Raw genomic sequence first — 16,450 nt, forward strand, 5'->3', positions numbered from 1 at the left:
GCACCAGTACTAGCGGCTTCGCCCTACCGCAGTCAGGACACGGGAGATGAGCGACGAGGGATGCCTTCTTTGGGTGCCGTTGAGTCCTGTGCGTCGTCGAGGTCGGCGGCGACCCGGCCCGCCCGTCTCGGGTGGAATCGGGGGTCATGTGGGCGTCGGAGTGGGCGAGGCTGGTGCTCGACACGCGTCAGGTGCGGCGCAGGAGGGCGACGGGGCCGGTCGCCAGCAGGTCCGCGAGGGTCACCGTGCCCTCGTAGGTGTCGTCGCCCCGCAGGGTGTCCCGCCATACCCCGGGCGGCAGGGCGAGCGTGGTGTCGCTCCAGCCGCCGCCGAAGGCCAGGCGCAGCGACAGCCGGGTCGCGACGGCGACCACCGCGCCGGACCGGGCGAACGCCAGGCAGTGCGCCGCCGCTTCGCCGCGCGCACGCAGCGGCTCGTACGTCGAACCCGCGAGAAACCACTCCGGATGCTCGCGCCGCATCCGCAGGGCCGCGCGCGTGACCCGCACCTTGGGGTCGTCGTCCGCCCCGTCGTCCTCGCCGTCCCCGAGGACGGCCGGGATGCGCCTGTTGTCCGGGTCGACCAGGGTGGGGGACCACCGCTCTCCGCCCCAGTAGACCTCCGGCACCCCCGGCATCATCAGCTGGACCAGCGCCATGCCCAGGGACGTGGCCCGCACGTGCGGTGCCAGCTCCGCCGTGAGCTCGCCCATCACGGCCCACGGAGCCCCGCAGACCGCGCCCTCGACGAACCGGACGAGCGCCGCCTCGTAGTCCTCGTCGGGCTCGGTCCAGCTCGTGCGCACCCCCGCCTCCCGGGCCGACTTCCGCAGCGCCGCCGTGAGCCGTTCCGCATCCGGCGCGCCCAGCCCGTACGCCGTCTGCCAGGCCGTCCACTCGCTGTGCGCGTCCGGCGGCCGGTGCCCGTCGTCGGGCAGGGCCGCCGCCTTCTCCCGTGCCGCCTCCAGCGCCGCCCGCCACCGCTGCGGACACTCGGCCAGGACGAGCAGCGCCGCCCGCACGTCCGCGCTGCGCTTGGTGTCGTGCGTGGACAGCGCCGTCCCGCCCTCGGGCCACGCGCGCTGCATGCGGGCGCAGTAGGCGTGGAACTCCTCCGGCGGTACGGCCGGGCGGGCCGGGTCGCCGCCGACCTCGGCGGCGCTGAGCAGCGGTGTGAACCGGTAGAAGGCGGTGTCCTCCACCGCCTTGGCCCGCAGCGCCGAGGCGACCTGCGCGAAGCGGGCCGCGAAGTCCCGCCCGTCCTCGTCCCCGTCCTCGCTCAGCCGCCCCAGGGCGAGGTCGCGCACCACCTCGACCGCGTCGCCCTCCTCCGGGACGGTGAACGCGGCGCGGGCGCCTTCCGCCGCCGTCTCCAGCCGTTCGGCGTCCACGGCGCGCGCCGGGCGGCCCGGGACGGCGTAGGGCCGGTACACCGGCAGCCGTATCAGCACCTCGCACAGCGCGCGGCGCAGCGCCCAGGGGGCGTGGTCCCGGAGTCGCAGGCCGGGTGCGGTCGCGCAGACCCGGGAGGCGACCCGGGTGAGCCGGTCGACCTCGGTGGCCAGGTCGTCGCCGATCACCTCCCGCGAGGCCCGCCGCAGGGTGTCCGCCCAGGTGCCGCCGAGGTCGTCCGGGGCCCCGACGGTCTCCTGGCAGGCGGCGACCAGCTCGGCGTACCCCTGGGGGTCGGTGAACAGGCCGTCGACGTGGTGCAGCGCGTCGTACCCGGTGGTGCCGGCCACCGGCCAGCTCTCGGTCAGCGTCTCCTCGCGGGCGAGGATCTTCTCCACCACGGTCCAGCGGCCGCCGCCGGCGTCCTGGAGCCGCCGCAGGTAGGTCTCCGGGTCGGCGAGACCGTCCGGGTGGTCCACCCGGAGCCCGTCGACCACACCTTCGCGCAGCAGCCGCAGCACGGTGGCGTGCGTCGCGTCGAACACCTCCGGGTCCTCCACGCGCACGCCGATCAGGCCGGAGACGGTGAAGAACCGTCGGTAGTTGAGTTCGGTGCGCGCCAGGCGCCACCAGGAGAGCCGGTAGTGCTGGGCGTCCAGCAGCCGGGGCAGCGGGAGTCCGGCGGTGCCTGGCCGGAGCGGCAGCACGTGCGGTCCGCAGCGCAGGGTCCCGTCGCCGGGCGTGGTGAGCGCCTCGGCCGCGCGGTGCAGCGGCCCGCCGAGTACCGGCAGCAGTATCCGGCCGCCGCCCGCCTCCCAGTCGACGTCGAACCAGCGGGCGTACGAGGAGTCCGGGCCGTCCCGCAGCGTCTCCCACAGGGGGCGGTTCAGCCGCAGGTCGGCGGGGACGGCCATGTGGTTCGGCACGATGTCCAGCACGAGGCCGAGGCCGTGCGCACGGGCGGTCGCCGACAGGCCGCGCAGCCCCGCCTCGCCGCCCAGCTCCTCGCGCACGGTGCGGTGGTCGGTCACGTCGTACCCGTGGGCCGAGCCCGGGACGGTGGTCAGCACGGGGGACAGGTGCAGGTGCGACACGCCGAGCTGCGCCAGGCGTGGGACGGCCTCCTCGGCGGCGGCGAACGGGAAGGCCGGCTGGAGCTGGAGCCGGTAGGTGGCGGTCGGCGTCATACCTGCGTCGTACCCGGTCCGGGGTGCACCGCATGTCCCCCGGTCGGGCGGTGTCGCGGCCCGCGACGGCGTGTCGCCTGGCGTCCCGTCCCGCCCTCTCCCGTCCCGTCCCCTCCCTCCCGCGTGCCGCCGCCCGGCGCCTACGCGGGCCGCTGGAGGACGACGAGGCTGCGGTCGGTCAGCGTCAGCCGGTCCCCGGCCTGCACCTTGCGCGTCTCGTCGGGCGTACCGCCCTCCTCCGCGGTGTCCACGACGACCTCCCACTGCCGCCCGTGGTGGACGGGCACCACGAAGTCGCGGGCGGTGTCCTGCGCGTTGAACAGCAGCAGGAACGAGTCGTCCAGGATGCGTTCCCCGCGTACGCCCGGCTCGGAGATCGCGCTGCCGTTGAGGAACACCGTCAGCGCCCGGGCCTGCGCCTCCTGCCAGTCACGCTGCGCCATCTCCCGGCCGTCCGGGGTGAACCAGGAGATGTCGGAGAGGTCGTCGTGCGTGCCCTCGACGGGCCGGCCGTGGAAGAAGCGGCGGCGCCGGAAGACCGGATGGTCGCGGCGCAGCCACACCATCGTGCGGACGAACGCGCACAGCTCCGGCGCGCCGGGATCGCCGTCCCCGTCCGGCCAGTGCACCCAGGACAGCTCGCCGTCCTGGCAGTACGCGTTGTTGTTGCCCTGCTGGGTGCGGGCGAACTCGTCGCCGTGGCTGAGCATCGGCACGCCCTGCGACAGCATCAGCGTGGCGACGAAGTTGCGCATCTGGCGGCGCCGCAGCCGCAGCACGTCGCGGTCGTCGGTGTCGCCCTCGGCGCCGCAGTTCCAGGAGCGGTTGTGGCTCTCGCCGTCCTGGTTGTTCTCGCTGTTGGCGTCGTTGTGCTTGCCGTCGTAGGACACCAGGTCGTGCAGCGTGAAACCGTCGTGGCAGGTGACGAAGTTGATCGAGGCCAGCGGACGGCGTCCGTCGTCCTGGTACAGGTCGGAGGAGCCGGTCAGCCGGGACGCGAACTCCGCCAGGGTCCGCGGCTCGCCCCGCCACATGTCGCGGACGGTGTCCCGGTAGCGGCCGTTCCACTCGGTCCACAGCGGCGGGAAGTTGCCCACCTGGTAGCCGCCCTCGCCGACGTCCCACGGCTCGGCGATCAGCTTCACCTGGCTGACCACCGGGTCCTGCTGCACCAGGTCGAAGAACGACGACAGCCGGTCCACCTCGTGGAACTGGCGCGCCAGCGTCGCGGCCAGGTCGAAGCGGAATCCGTCCACGTGCATCTCGGTCACCCAGTACCGCAGCGAGTCCATGATCAGCTGGAGCACGTGCGGGCTGCGCATCAGCAGCGAGTTCCCGGTGCCGGTGGTGTCCATGTAGTACCGGGGGTCGTCGGCCAGCCGGTAGTAGGAGGCGTTGTCCAGGCCGCGGAAGGACAGCGTCGGGCCCAGGTGGTTGCCCTCGGCGGTGTGGTTGTAGACCACGTCGAGGATCACCTCGATGCCCGCCTCGTGCAGCGCCCGCACCGCCTGCTTGAACTCCAGCACCTGCTGGCCGCGGTCGCCCCAGGAGGCGTAGGCGTTGTGCGGGGCGAAGAAGCCGATGGTGTTGTAGCCCCAGTAGTTCGACAGCCCGGCGTCCGCCAGCCGGTGGTCGGTGACGAACTGGTGGACCGGCATCAGCTCCAGCGCCGTCACCCCCAGCCGGGTGAGGTGGTCGATCACCGCCGGGTGGGCGAGGGCCGCGTAGGTGCCGCGCAGGTCGTCCGGCAGATCGGGGTGCAGCATGGTGAGGCCCTTCACGTGGGCCTCGTACAGCACGGTGTGGTGGTACTCCGTCCGGGGGAGGCGGTCGTCGCCCCAGTCGAAGTACGGGTTCACCACGACGGAGGTCATGGTGTGCGGCGCCGAGTCCAGGTCGTTACGTCGTTCGGGTGACCCGAAGTGGTACCCGTAGACGGCCTCGTTCCAGTCGACCCGTCCACTGATCGCCTTCGCGTACGGGTCCAGCAGCAGCTTGGCGCTGTTGCAGCGCCGGCCCTGCTCCGGCGCGTACGGGCCGTGGGCGCGGAAGCCGTACCGCTGACCCGGCATCACCCCGGGCAGGTACGCGTGCCGCACGAAGGCGTCCGATTCGCGCAGCTCGACGGCGGTCTCGGAGCCGTCGTCGTGCAGCAGGCACAGCTCCACCCGCTCCGCCGCCTCGGAGAACACCGCGAAGTTCGTTCCCGCGCCGTCGTAGGTGGCACCGAGGGGATACGCCTGTCCCGGCCAGACCTGCATGCGCCTCGTCTCTTCCCTTCCCGGCCGTGTCGCCGCGCGGCGGGCGCCGCGTGCGGATGCTGCCGCCCGAAGCATCCTCGCGCAGGATGGGCCCGCCCGGCGGACCCAGGCGCTATCTTCGCCCGTACGGTCGTACGCGGCAGGGAAGTTGATAGGTGAACCGGGTGCACCTCGCACCGGCTCCGCAGTAGTCTTCCTTGATCGAACAACGGGGTCGGGGAAGGCGGTGCACAGGTGGGGTCGGGAGGGCTTGAGCTCCCCCCGGGTGAGAGCGGGCAGGACGGCGAGACCGCCGTACCCTCCGGCGCGGTGTCGCTGGCCAGGCCCATGGAGATCGGTGCCGACCTCGACTGGGGCGACGAGGCCTGGGCCGAGGTGAGGCGTCGCGCCCAGCGGGCGGGACGCGCCTACATCTGGCTCAACCTGGTCGAACAGCGGCTGCGGGCCGTCGTCGCCGCCGTGCTCCGCCCGGTGTACGAGCCGGTGCACGGCGACGAGTGGGTGATCGCCGCCGCGGGGCCGGCCGGCCAGGAATGGGTCCAGCGCGCGGTGGCCGTGCGCGAGGTCAGCCGCCGCAAGGGATACCTGCTCGACCCGGCCGACGACACCATCCTCTCCTTCCTCACCCTGCCGCAGCTGCGCGAGCTGATGGTCCAGCACTGGCCTTGCTTCGAGCCGTACTTCGACGACCGCCGCGAGGTCGAGCTGGCACTCGACGAGCTCGAGGTGGCGCGCAGCGCCGTCGCCCGCAACCGGGCCCTCTCCGAGACCGTGCTGGCCCAGGCGGAACGCATGTCGGCGCGCCTGCTGGACCTGCTCGGCACCTCCCGCGGCGCGCCGCCGTCCGCGGACCGGCTGCCGGTGGACGCCGTCGAGGACCTGGTCGGCGACCGTTTCGCCGACGTCGTCGGCGTCCACCCGGACCGGGTGCGGCTCCAGCGGCAGCTCCCCGCCGAGGACCTGTTCGGCGGCGCGCGGCGGCTGGACGCGATAGGGATAGGGCTCAACCTGCTCGTCCAGAACTACAGCGGACGCCGCCTCGTCCGCCTCGCCGAGTCCGGCTGCCGGGTGCGGCTGCTCTTCCTCAACCCGGCCAGCAGCGCCGTCCGGCGCCGTGAGCGCGAGCTGGGCCTGAAGAAGGGCGAACTGAGCCGCACCGTGGAGATGAACATCCTGCACATGCGGCGGGTCCGCTCCCGGCTGCGCGACCCGGGCGCGTTCGAGATCCACGTGTTCGACGAGACGCCCCGCTTCACCGCCTACCTGGTGGACGGTGACGGGCCGGACGGCCTCGCCGTCGTCCAGTCCTACCTGCGCCGCGTGCGCGGCATGGAGGCTCCGGTCCTGGTGCTGCGCGGCGGCCGCCGCGACCTCGTCCAGGGCGGGCCCACCCGGGCCGACGCCGGCGAGCACGGCCTCTTCGGCACCTACCGTGAGGAGTTCGAGTCGGTCTGGACCGACTCGCGCCCCGTCTCCTGACCGGGGCCGTCCGTGGTGCCGAGCACCCGCCGCGGACCGCCCCGGAAGGCTCTCCGCCCAGGTCACAGCTGGATGACCGTGTCCACCCGTATGCAACCCTTTCCCGCCCCCGCGTGTCTACACAGGTGTTTCCGGACGAATCCGGAATGCGGCAAACGGTGGGGAGTACGGGCAGTGACAGTGCGATCGTTCGTTCGACGCATGACTCCACGGGCGAAGCGGAAGGCCGCCGACCAGGTCTGGCAGCTGCGCCACGGACGGGACCGACGCCGGACCGCGGCGGCCGACGACCGGTTGCGGTCCGTCGTGGTCGGCGGGCGCGAGACCTACGGCCGGGTCGTGGACGCCTTCACCGCCGCCGGCGCGGCCGACCGCAACCTCGGCATCGCGGTCGGCGCCCTGGAGACGGCCGGAGCGGCCTACTTCCTGATCCCCTCGGCCCGCATACGCCACACCGTCGGCGTGCACGAGTGCCACCGTCCCGCCTTCCTCGCCGCGCTGCGGGAGCAGAACGCGGCGACCGCCGTCTTCGTGGCCCAGCCGCTGCTGGGCGGTCGCCTGAAGAACACCTCGCTGTGCATGGACGGGGCGCTGCGGGAAGGGCTGGAGTCCTCCCGTGTGCTGCGCGTGGGCGAGATCCAGCTCGGCCCCGCCGGGCAGGTCCTCGCCGGGGCCGCGCTCGGCTGTGACGTCGAGTTCTGGCAGGACGGCGCCGACGTCCTGGCCGGCCCCCGCGCCGAGGCCGAGCTGGCCCGGGTCTCCCCGCAGGCGTCCGAGGACGTCTTCGGACGGTCCCTCGTCGCCCCGCGCCGGAACCGGGTCGCCGACGTCGTGCCGTCCGACGAGCAGACGCCCGCGGTCCTGGAGGTCCGGCGGCGGGAGATCCCCACCTTCGCCGCGTTCGCCACGCCCACGGTCTCCGACGTCACCTTCCCGGTCGACGTCGTCTACACCTGGGTCGACGGCGAAGAGCCCGCCATGCGGCGCAAACGCGCCCACTACAAGGGCCTGGGCACCGCGGACATCCTCGACAAGGAGGTCAACGCGTCCCGGTACACCAGCCACGACGAACTGAAGTACTCGCTGCGCTCCCTCCAGATGCACGCCGACTTCGTCCGCCACGTGTACGTCGTGACCGACGGGCAGAAGCCGGACTGGCTGGACGACGAGGCCGACGGCATCACCGTCGTCGACCACCGCGACATCTTCCCGGCCGACGTGCTCCCCGTGTTCAACTCGCACGCCATCGAGACCCGGCTGCACCACATCCCCGGGCTGTCGGACCACTACCTGTACTTCAACGACGACGTTTTCGTCGGCCGCCGGGTGACCCCGGAGCACTTCTTCCACGGCAGCGGCGCCATGCGCGTGCCGGTTTCCCCGCTCAAGATCGGGGTCGGCAAGCCCCATGCGGAGGAGACCGCGACCAACTCCGCGAGCAAGAACGTACGGCGCCTGATCCGGCAGCGCTTCGGCCGCATCACGACGAACAACTTCATGCACACCCCGCTCCCGCAGCAGCGGGAGACGCTCCGGGAACTGGAGCAGATGTTCGCGGAGGACGTCGCCAGGACCACGGCCACCCGCTTCCGGTCGCCGCAGGACATCGCCATGACCGCGCCGCTGCTCTACCAGTACGCCCTGCTCACCGGGAAGGGCTACGCCGCCGGCTTCAACTTCCGCTACGTCAACATCAGCCGCGAGGACGCCGACCGGAGACTCGACGACCTGCGGCGCCGCAGACGCTTCGACTTCTTCTGCCTCAACGACGTCGACGTGCCGGCCGAGGAGCGGGAGGCCGTACTGGGGCGCATACACGCCTTCCTCGAGGACTACTTCCCCTTCCCGAGCACGTTCGAGAAGAAGCCCGAACGGTAGGGGCGATGGATCACCGCGCATACACCAGGCTGAAGGACCACCTGTTCCGTCCCGCCAAGCGGGCCCTGCTGGTTCTGCGCATCCGGCTGCTCGCCTGCTGCTGGGCGCTGCGCTGCGCTCTGCCACGCCGCCGGGTGCGCAGGGGACTCGGGGACGTCCGACGGGTCGCCGTGGGCCCCTTCCGCGCACACGGCCGCGTCGTGGACCACTACACGGCGGCAGGGGCGGCGGCGGAGGACCTCGCGGCGGTCACCGGCATGCTGGAGGACGCGGGCCTGCCCTACTTCCTGGTGTCCGGGCCCGGTGCGCGGCGGCACGTGCTGGGTGTGGAGGAGGTCCACCGCCGCGCGCTGCTCGAACTGGCCGCGCGACGCTTCCGGGACACCCCCGGCTACGTCGGGGCCGTCGCCGACGGCGGGCGGCTGCTGTCGCTCGCTCTCTGGGCCGACGGCGGTGTGCCCCGCGCGGTGCGCCGGGCAGCGGTGCTCCGCACCGGCACCGTCCGGCTGGGTCCGGGCGGACAGGTCCTGCACGGTGTGGAGGGCGGCTGCGAGGTCGAGTTCTGGCGCCGCGGCGCCTCCCTCGCCCCGGCCCACCCGGAGAACCGCCCCTGGCTGTCCGTGCCCGCACGCCAACTCGGCGACGACTTCGCCGCGGCGCTTCTCTCCCCGCGCCGCAACCGCGTCTCCGAGGTCGTCCCGGCAGCGGCGCAGCGGCCCGCCGCCACCATGGTGGGCGGCCACCGGATCGCGACCTTCCAGCCGTTCGCGGACCCCGGGGTGGACGAGGTGCGGTTCCCCGTGGACGTCGTCTACACGTGGGTGGACGGCGACGATCCCGCGATGGCGGCGAAACGCGGCGCCTACGGCGGCGAGGACCGCGGCGGCATAGCCGACCGCGAGACCGGGCCGTCCCGCTACACCAGCCACGACGAACTGCGGTTCTCCCTGCGCTCTCTCGACATGTACGCCCCGTTCGTGCGGCACGTCTATCTGGTCACGGACGGGCAGATACCGGAGTGGCTCGACCCGGCGTCCGACTGGGTCACCGTGGTGGACCACCGCGAGATCCTCCCGGCCGACGCGCTGCCCGTGTTCAACTCGCACGCCATCGAAAGCCGGCTGCACCACATCCCGGGTCTCTCCGACCGCTACCTCTACTTCAACGACGACGTCTTCGTGAACCGCCCGGTCCGGGCCGAGAGCTTCTTCCACGGCAACGGCCTCGCCAAGCTGCCCTTCTCGCCCTACAAGCTCGGGCTCGGCCACCCCTATCCGCTCGAGCCCGCTCCCAACTCGGCGGGGAAGAACGCGCGCGAACTCGTGCGACGCACCTTCGGACGCCACATCGCCGCCAAGTTCCAGCACGTGCCGCACCCCCAACTGCTGTCCGTGCTCAGGGAGATCGAGGCAGCCGGCTTCGAGGAGCTGCGGCGGACCGCCTACTCGCGGTTCCGCTCGACCCGCGACGTGGCCTCCGTCGCCACCCTCCACCACCACTGGGCGCTGCTCACCGGCCGCGCGGTCCCCGCCGAGTACACCCTGCGGTACGCGGACCTGGGCAGCCCCGACCTCCGCGAGCGACTCGCCCGTCTGGAGCGGGGTGAGGACGTCGACTTCTTCTGCGTCAACGACGTGGACACCACCCCCGAGACCAGGGCGGCGGCCGGCCCGGCCGTCCACGCGTTCCTCGAACGCCGGTTCCCCTTTGCCGGTCGTGCCGAGCGATCCGGGCCCGCCGTCCGGCTGGACGGGCCTGCGGCCGCAACGCGGCTGGTCACCCGGCACATGGACGGCGGACGCCCGGTGCGGCTCCGGGCCTCCGCCTGACGGCCGCGGGCGCGGAGCCCACGCCACCGGGCGCGAAGCCCATGCCACCCCGACCCACCGGGCCCGCAGAGCTGATCTTGCGGAGATCCCGCTGAGCCGTTGTGGTGTTGCTGTGAGTGACCGGCCTGTCGGGATGAGGCGCGCCGTCCTGCGCGGGAACAATCGCGCCTCATGGAGGGAACACGCACGCCGTTCTTCGACAACGCGAAGTACCTGGCGATCGTGCTGGTGGCCTGCGCCCACTTCTGGGAGCCGTACCGGGCGGACAGCCGTACCGCGCTGGCGCTGTACCTGTTCGTCTACGCCTTCCACATGCCGGCGTTCATCGTCGTCTCGGGGTACTTCAGCCGGAGTTTCACGCTCGGTCCGCGCCGGGTGCGGCGGCTGATCGCCGGCCTGCTGGTGCCGTACCTGCTCTTCGAGATCGCCTACACCCTGTTCCGGCGGTGGGCGGAACCGGACCCCGGCTATCCGGTCAACCCCGTCGACCCGCTGTTCCTCAACTGGTTCCTGCTCGCGCTGTTCCTGTGGCGGCTCACCGCGCCGCTGTGGCGGGCGGTGCGGTGGCCGCTGCCCCTCGCGGTGGCGCTGTCCGTGCTGAGCACGGTCACCCCGGGCGTCGGGCCGGACCTGGACCTGCAGCGGGTGCTGCAGTTCCTGCCGTTCTTCGTGCTCGGCATGCTCCTGGAGCCGCGCCACTTCGCACTCCTGCGCGACCGGCGGGTCCGCTGGGCGGCACTGCCGGTCGCCGCCGGCGCGCTGGCCTTCGCCTACTGGGCGGCTCCGCGGATGAGCCACGTCTGGCTCTACCACCGCGAGAGCGCGCAGGACCTCGGCGTCCCCGCCCCGGCCGGGGCCGCCATGGCGCTGGCCCTGTTCGGCTGCTCGCTGCTCCTCACCGCCTGCTTCCTGGCCTGGGTGCCGAGCCGGCACACCTGGTACACCGCGCTCGGTACCGGCACGCTGTACGGCTACCTGCTGCACGGCTTCCTGGTGAAGGGGTCGGTCTACTGGGGCTGGTACGGGCCTTCGTGGGTGGGCAGCCCGGCCGGCATGGTCGCCGTGACCCTGGCCGCCGCCGTGCTGGTGACGCTGCTGTGCACGCATCCGGTCCGGCGGGTCTTCCGGTTCGCCGTGGAGCCGCGGCTGGACTGGCTGTTCCGCGACGACCGCGGCGAGCGCACCGGTACCGCCGGGCGGCAGCCCACCGGCCGACCGGAGGCGGAGCCGTTGTCGGTGCCGGAGCATAAGGTGCGGTCATGACGACGGGGACTGGGACGACGTACGTCGCGCTGTTGCGCGGCATCAACGTGGGCGGGCGCCGCAAGGTGCCCATGGCCGAGCTGCGGGAGCTGATCGACGGGCTGGGCTGGACGGGCGTGCGCACTCATCTGCAGAGCGGCAACGCGGTGTTCACCGTGCCGCCGGAGGGGGCCGGCCCGCCGCCCCGGGAGCGGCTGGAGCGGGCGATCGCCGACCATTTCGGCTTCGGCGTGCCGTGCCTGCTGCGGACCGGCCGGGAGCTGCGGGACGTCGTCGCCGCCTGCCCGTTTCCCGCCGCCGACCTGGACCCGTCGAAGCTGCTGGTGCTGTTCGTCGAGGAGACACCGGCGGCCGGCCACTTCGCCGGCGTCGACGCGGCGGCCTACGCCCCGGACGAGTTCCGGCACATCGGCAGGGCCGTCTACTGCTGGTTCCCGGACGGCATGGGCCGCAGCAGGCTCCCCGCCGCGCTGGAGGCCGTACGGCCGAAGCTCACCGCCACCGGGCGGAACTGGCGCACCGTCACCAAGCTGGTCGAGATGACGGAACAGCCCGCCTGAACGGGTGAACGCCTCACCCCGGGCCGGCCGAGCCCGAGCCCGGCCGAAGAACCTGCCAAGATCGCCTGACTCCAGCGGGCTCGGCACCGCCGTTCCGGGCAGGGATTCTGTGGGGTCACGTTGCCAGTCGGGGCACTTCTGGTTCCAGCACGTCCTTGGCAGCCTGGGCGGTCAGGCTTCGCCGGCCAGCAGATCGGGGAAGCGTGGGAGACGTTGCGGTGCGGGTGGACAGTGTCTTCGCCGGCCGGTTGAAGTGGCGCTCTCGCTACCTCATCCGCAGGGCCCGCCAGCGAGGCAGGACCGGCCTGCTGGTTCAGGTGGACCTGCGCGACCCTCCCCGCAGCATGTCGCCCAAGTGGTGCCTCGTTTCCGTCACGGAAGGTGAGCGCCAGTTCTGCAGCGTGGATCGAAGCACCATCAGGGCGGTTCGCTTCGTGCCTCTTCTTCCAGGTCCGCACTCACTACGGCTTGAGGTACTGCGAACACGCAAGCGACGTTCCACGCGAGTCGAGCGGACGGTTGTGCTCGGTCAGGGAGACATTCTGCTGGCGACCTGCGACCCGGTTCAGCCGAACGTCTTCTACCGGCGCAGCCCTGATGCGGATACCTGGAGTCTCCGGATCCTGGAGTAGCGCACTTCGAACCTGCAGCTACCCGCCTCGACGGCCCCGTACGCGACGTCATCCCACAGCAGCTCAGACACCTCGTCATGCTGCCCGGCATCCGATCCCACCGCAGCCCGATTCTCTGGGCGAACCCCACAGGGGTACCCTCCCCGAGCCGCAGGCCGTGCCGCGGGTTCGCCCAGGGCGATTCCGCTGACGGCGAGCGCGCCTTTCACCGCCGCCCCGGCCGGGGCAGGCTCGGGCCATGAAGCTGCTGATGCTGGGTGGGACGGGTTTCGTCGGGCGCGCCGTCGTGGAGGACGCGCTGGCCAGAGGCTGGGAGGTGACGGTCCTCAACCGCGGCCTGCGGCCACCGGTCGAGGGTGTGCGGGAACTGCACGGCGACCGTACGGAGGAGGGCGGCCCGGAGGCGCTGCGGGCGGGGGAGTGGGACCTGGTCGTCGACACCTGGTCCTCCGCCCCGACGGCCGTGCGCGACGCGGCGCGGCTGCTCGCCGGCCGCGCCGGCCGGTACGGCTACATCTCCAGCGGGTCCGTCTACCGCTTCCCGCCTCCGGCGGGCAACGACGAACGGGGCCCGGTCGTGGAGGCGTCCCCGGACGACGGCGCCACCGACTACCGGCAGGACAAGCGGGGCGGAGAGCTGGCCGCCCAGCGCGAGTTCGGCGCGGACCGCACGCTGCTGGTGCGTGCCGGGCTCATCCTCGGCCCGTACGAGGACGTCGGCCGGTTGCCGTGGTGGCTGAACCGCATCGACCGGGGCGGGCCGGTCCTCGCCCCCGGGCCGCGCGACCTGGGAATCCAGTACATCGACGCGCGCGACCTGGCGCGCTGGACGCTGGACGCGCTGGCAGCCGGCCTGCACGGGCCCTACAACACCATCTCCCGGCCCGGACACGCCACGATGGGCGAGCTGCTGGCGGAGTGCGTGGCGGCCACCGGTTCCGACGCGGAGCTGCGCTGGGCGGACCCCGCGGTGATCGAGGCGGCGGGGATCGAGGGATGGACGGGGCTGCCGGTGTGGCTGCCGCCGGGGGAGGTGTACGACGCGCTGCACCGGGGGGACGTGTCGCGGGCCCATGCGGCGGGGCTGGTGTGCCGGCCGGTCGCGGAGACCGTACGCGACACGTGGGCGTGGCTGCGGTCCCTCGGCGGGGACGCACCCCAGCGTGCCGACCGCGCGGCCAAGGGCATCTCTCCCGAGCAGGAGGCCGCGGCTCTCCGCGCCCTCGGCGCCTGACGGATCCGTCCGGGGCCGCGCCGCTACGCGGCGAGCGAGCCGGGCGGCGCTGCCGCCGCCGTGTCGAAGCGGCGCTGCAGCAGCTGCACCAGCTCGGGCGCGGCCCCGAGCACGGGAGCGAGCACGTCGGCGCGGGCCTCGCGCGCTCCGGCGACGATGCGGTCCGGCAGCCGCCCCGGGGCGATCACGTACGGCGCCACGGCCACCCGCCGCACCCCGGGCTCCGCGCGCAGCTCACGCACTGCGTCCGCGGTCCGCGGCAGGTCGGCCGACGCGTAGGCGGTCCGTACGGCCGCCCACCCGGCGTCGCGGCGCCACCGCTCGGCGAGCGCCTCGATGGAGGCCACCGCCCGGGGGTCGGAGGAGCCGGCCGCCGCCAGCACCATCCCGGTGCCGGAGGCGGCCGGGTCGCCGAGTCCGGCTTCGGTGAGCCGCCGCTCCAGGGCGGTGAGCAGCAGGGGATCGGGTCCCAGCACGTCGGCCTGCCGCACGTGCACGCGTGCCGGTCGCGGCAGTCGCGCCGTCGCCTCCCGCAGCGTGCGCGGGATGTCGGTCCTGGCGTGGAAGGCGCTGCTGAGCAGGAGCGGCACCGCGACGACGTCGCGGAAGCCCTCGCCGTCCAGCCGCTCCAGCGCCTCGCCCACGGGCGGCGTGTCGAACTCCAGGTAGCCGACCTCGACCCGCAGGCCGGGCCGGTTCCGGCGGACGGCTTCGCACAGCGCGGTCGTCGTCGCGGCGTGCCGGGCGTCGCGGCTGCCGTGCGCGACCAGCAGGAGAGCCGTCGAGGGGGCGGTGAGGGCAGGTCGCGGGTGTCGCATCGCTCTCCTCCTCACCGCCCCCTCGACGGGGTGGGTGCGCGGACGGGTCAGAAGTCCCAGCCGTCGTCGTCGGCCGTGCCGCCCCGGGCGTCCTTGGTCTCCTCCGCCGCCTCGGCGAAGGCGTCGCCCGCCATGCCGGCGGTCAGCGTCGTCCCGTCGGCCGGGTCGATGAGCAGGAACGACCCGGTGCGCCGGGAGTCGGCGTAGGCGTCGACCGGGAGGGCCTGCGCGGTGCGCAGCACGACACGGCCGATGTCGTTGGCGACCAGTTCGCCCGGTGCGGGGTGCTGGGAGAGGTCGGCCAGCGTCAGGCGGGAGGGGATGTCCTTGACGATGGCCTTCACCGTGCGGGTGGCGTGCTTGAGCAGCACGCGGTCGCCGACCTTCAGCGGACGGTCGTGCAGGTGCGCCACGGTCGCCGTCAGGTCCTGGCTGGGCGACAGCTTCGCGTCGGCCGGGGCGATCATGTCGCCGCGGGAGATGTCCAGGTCGTCGGTGAGCCGGAGCGTGACGGACTGCGGGGCCCAGGCGACGTCGACCGGCTCGCCGAGCGCGTCGATGCCCTCGATGGTGCTGGTGCGTCCGGAGGGCTGGACGGTGATGCGGTCGCCGACGCGGAAGATGCCGGAGGCGATCTGGCCGGCGTAGCCGCGGTAGTCGCGGTGCTCGTCGGTCTGCGGGCGGATCACGACCTGCACCGGGAAGCGGGCCGGGTCGTCGCTGGGGTCGTGGCTGACCTGCACCGTCTCCAGGTGCTCCAGGACGGTCGGGCCGCCGTACCAGTCCATGTTGGCGGAGGCGGTGACCACGTTGTCGCCGACCAGGGCGGAGATCGGGATGGTGGTGATCTCCGGGACGCCCAGCGAGGCGGCGTAGGCGGTGAACTCCTCGGCGATCGAGGCGAACACCTTCTCCTGGTAGTCGACCAGGTCCATCTTGTTGACGCACATGACGACGTGCGGGACGCGGAGCAGGGCGGCGACGGCCGCGTGGCGGCGGGTCTGCTCGACGACGCCGTTGCGCGCGTCGACCAGCACCACGGCGAGTTCGGCGGTGGAGGCGCCGGTCACCATGTTGCGGGTGTACTGCACGTGCCCGGGCGTGTCGGCCAGGATGAACCGGCGCTTGGTGGTCGCGAAGTACCGGTAGGCGACGTCGATGGTGATGCCCTGCTCGCGCTCGGCGCGCAGACCGTCGGTCAGCAGCGCCAGGTCGGGCGCGTCCTGGCCGCGGTTGCGGGACGCGGTCTCCACGGCCTCCAGCTGGTCGGTGAGCACCGACTTGGAGTCGTGCAGCAGCCGTCCGACGAGGGTGGACTTGCCGTCGTCCACGGAACCGGCGGTGGCGAAGCGCAGCAGGGAGGTGGCGGCGAGCGCCGCGGCGGTGTCGATGGTGGGGGATGTGCTCATGGGTCTAGAAGTATCCCTCGCGCTTGCGGTCTTCCATGGCGGCTTCGGACATCTTGTCGTCGGCGCGGGTGGCGCCGCGTTCGGTGAGGCGGGAGGCGGCGATCTCGGTGATGATCGCGTCGTTGGTGTCGGCGTCGGAGTCGACGGCGCCGGTGCAGGACATGTCGCCGACGGTGCGGTAGCGCACGGTGCGGGTCTGCAGGGTGGTCTTCTCGGTGTCGGTGGGTCCGCCCCAGTCGCCGGCGGAGAGCCACATGCCGTTGCGGGAGAAGACCTCGCGGCGGTGGGCGTAGTAGATGGCGGGGAGTTCGATCTTCTCGTGGCCGATGTACTGCCAGACGTCGAGTTCGGTCCAGTTGGACAGGGGGAAGACGCGGACGTGTTCGCCGGGGGAGTGGCGGCCGTTGTAGAGCTGCCACAGTTCGGGGCGCTGGCGGCGGGGGTCCCAGCCGCCGAATTCGTCGCGGAGGGAGAAGACGCGTTCCTTGGCGCGGGCCTTCTCCTCGTCG

General features: G+C 72.9%; 11 protein-coding genes. 6 read left to right on the forward strand and 5 right to left on the reverse strand.

Annotated features, from left to right (window positions below; translation table 11 throughout):
* Positions 1-187: 187 nt before the first annotated feature.
* Entirely contained in the window at positions 188-2,578 is a 2,391-nt protein-coding gene (treY, locus tag K304_RS0115115; RefSeq protein ID WP_027764431.1) for a malto-oligosyltrehalose synthase, read from the reverse strand.
* 140 nt (positions 2,579-2,718) lie between these two features.
* Entirely contained in the window at positions 2,719-4,839 is a 2,121-nt protein-coding gene (gene glgX, locus K304_RS0115120; RefSeq protein ID WP_027764432.1) for a glycogen debranching protein GlgX, read from the reverse strand.
* A gap of 234 nt (positions 4,840-5,073) precedes the next feature.
* Here glgX and K304_RS0115125 point away from each other — a divergent pair, with 234 nt between their 5' ends.
* From K304_RS0115125 to K304_RS0115150, 6 genes are all read left to right on the forward strand, one after another.
* Positions 5,074-6,318, forward strand: a complete 1,245-nt coding sequence (locus K304_RS0115125) for an SAV2148 family HEPN domain-containing protein (RefSeq protein WP_078529142.1) — start codon at positions 5,074-5,076, stop codon at positions 6,316-6,318.
* A 201-nt stretch (positions 6,319-6,519) separates the two neighbouring features.
* Positions 6,520-8,196, forward strand: coding sequence for a stealth family protein (locus tag K304_RS0115130; protein WP_486591678.1), 1,677 nt, complete (start codon positions 6,520-6,522; stop codon positions 8,194-8,196).
* A 5-nt stretch (positions 8,197-8,201) separates the two neighbouring features.
* Positions 8,202-10,025, forward strand: a complete 1,824-nt coding sequence (locus K304_RS29205) for a stealth family protein (RefSeq protein WP_051308477.1) — start codon at positions 8,202-8,204, stop codon at positions 10,023-10,025.
* Positions 10,026-10,196: 171 nt separating this feature from the next.
* Positions 10,197-11,288, forward strand: coding sequence for an acyltransferase family protein (locus K304_RS29210; protein ID WP_051308478.1), 1,092 nt, complete (start codon positions 10,197-10,199; stop codon positions 11,286-11,288).
* Positions 11,285-11,848: a DUF1697 domain-containing protein gene (locus tag K304_RS0115145; protein ID WP_027764435.1), complete on the forward strand. Its 564-nt coding sequence runs from the start codon at positions 11,285-11,287 to the stop codon at positions 11,846-11,848. The genes K304_RS29210 and K304_RS0115145 overlap by 4 nt, the downstream gene beginning before the upstream one ends.
* An 870-nt stretch (positions 11,849-12,718) precedes the next feature.
* Positions 12,719-13,714, forward strand: a complete 996-nt coding sequence (locus K304_RS0115150) for an NAD-dependent epimerase/dehydratase family protein (RefSeq protein ID WP_027764436.1) — start codon at positions 12,719-12,721, stop codon at positions 13,712-13,714.
* 23 nt (positions 13,715-13,737) lie between these two features.
* Here the strand turns inward: K304_RS0115150 and K304_RS0115155 are convergent, their stop codons facing one another.
* From K304_RS0115155 to cysD, 3 genes are all read right to left on the reverse strand, one after another.
* Positions 13,738-14,532, reverse strand: a complete 795-nt coding sequence (locus K304_RS0115155; protein ID WP_051308480.1) for a sirohydrochlorin chelatase — start codon at positions 14,530-14,532, stop codon at positions 13,738-13,740.
* Positions 14,533-14,579: 47 nt separating this feature from the next.
* Positions 14,580-15,941, reverse strand: a complete 1,362-nt coding sequence (locus K304_RS0115160) for a GTP-binding protein (protein ID WP_027764438.1) — start codon at positions 15,939-15,941, stop codon at positions 14,580-14,582.
* 4 nt (positions 15,942-15,945) lie between these two features.
* A partial coding sequence (cysD, locus tag K304_RS0115165; RefSeq protein WP_027762332.1) for a sulfate adenylyltransferase subunit CysD occupies positions 15,946-16,450 on the reverse strand: 505 nt, incomplete at its 5' end.

This window comes from Streptomyces sp. CNS606 (genome assembly GCF_000426325.1).

Bases quoted from the DNA above. Each gene is read 5' to 3' on its own strand.
- K304_RS29205 (WP_051308477.1), top strand. From the start codon at position 8,202: ATGGATCACCGCGCATACACCAGGCTGAAGGACCACCTGTTCCGTCCC.
- K304_RS0115150 (WP_027764436.1), top strand. From the start codon at position 12,719: ATGAAGCTGCTGATGCTGGGTGGGACGGGTTTCGTCGGGCGCGCCGTC.
- K304_RS0115145 (WP_027764435.1), top strand. From the start codon at position 11,285: ATGACGACGGGGACTGGGACGACGTACGTCGCGCTGTTGCGCGGCATC.
- K304_RS0115160 (WP_027764438.1), bottom strand. From the start codon at position 15,941: ATGAGCACATCCCCCACCATCGACACCGCCGCGGCGCTCGCCGCCACC.
- K304_RS29210 (WP_051308478.1), top strand. From the start codon at position 10,197: ATGGAGGGAACACGCACGCCGTTCTTCGACAACGCGAAGTACCTGGCG.
- treY (WP_027764431.1), bottom strand. From the start codon at position 2,578: ATGACGCCGACCGCCACCTACCGGCTCCAGCTCCAGCCGGCCTTCCCG.
- K304_RS0115130 (WP_486591678.1), top strand. From the start codon at position 6,520: ATGACTCCACGGGCGAAGCGGAAGGCCGCCGACCAGGTCTGGCAGCTG.
- K304_RS0115155 (WP_051308480.1), bottom strand. From the start codon at position 14,532: ATGCGACACCCGCGACCTGCCCTCACCGCCCCCTCGACGGCTCTCCTG.
- glgX (WP_027764432.1), bottom strand. From the start codon at position 4,839: ATGCAGGTCTGGCCGGGACAGGCGTATCCCCTCGGTGCCACCTACGAC.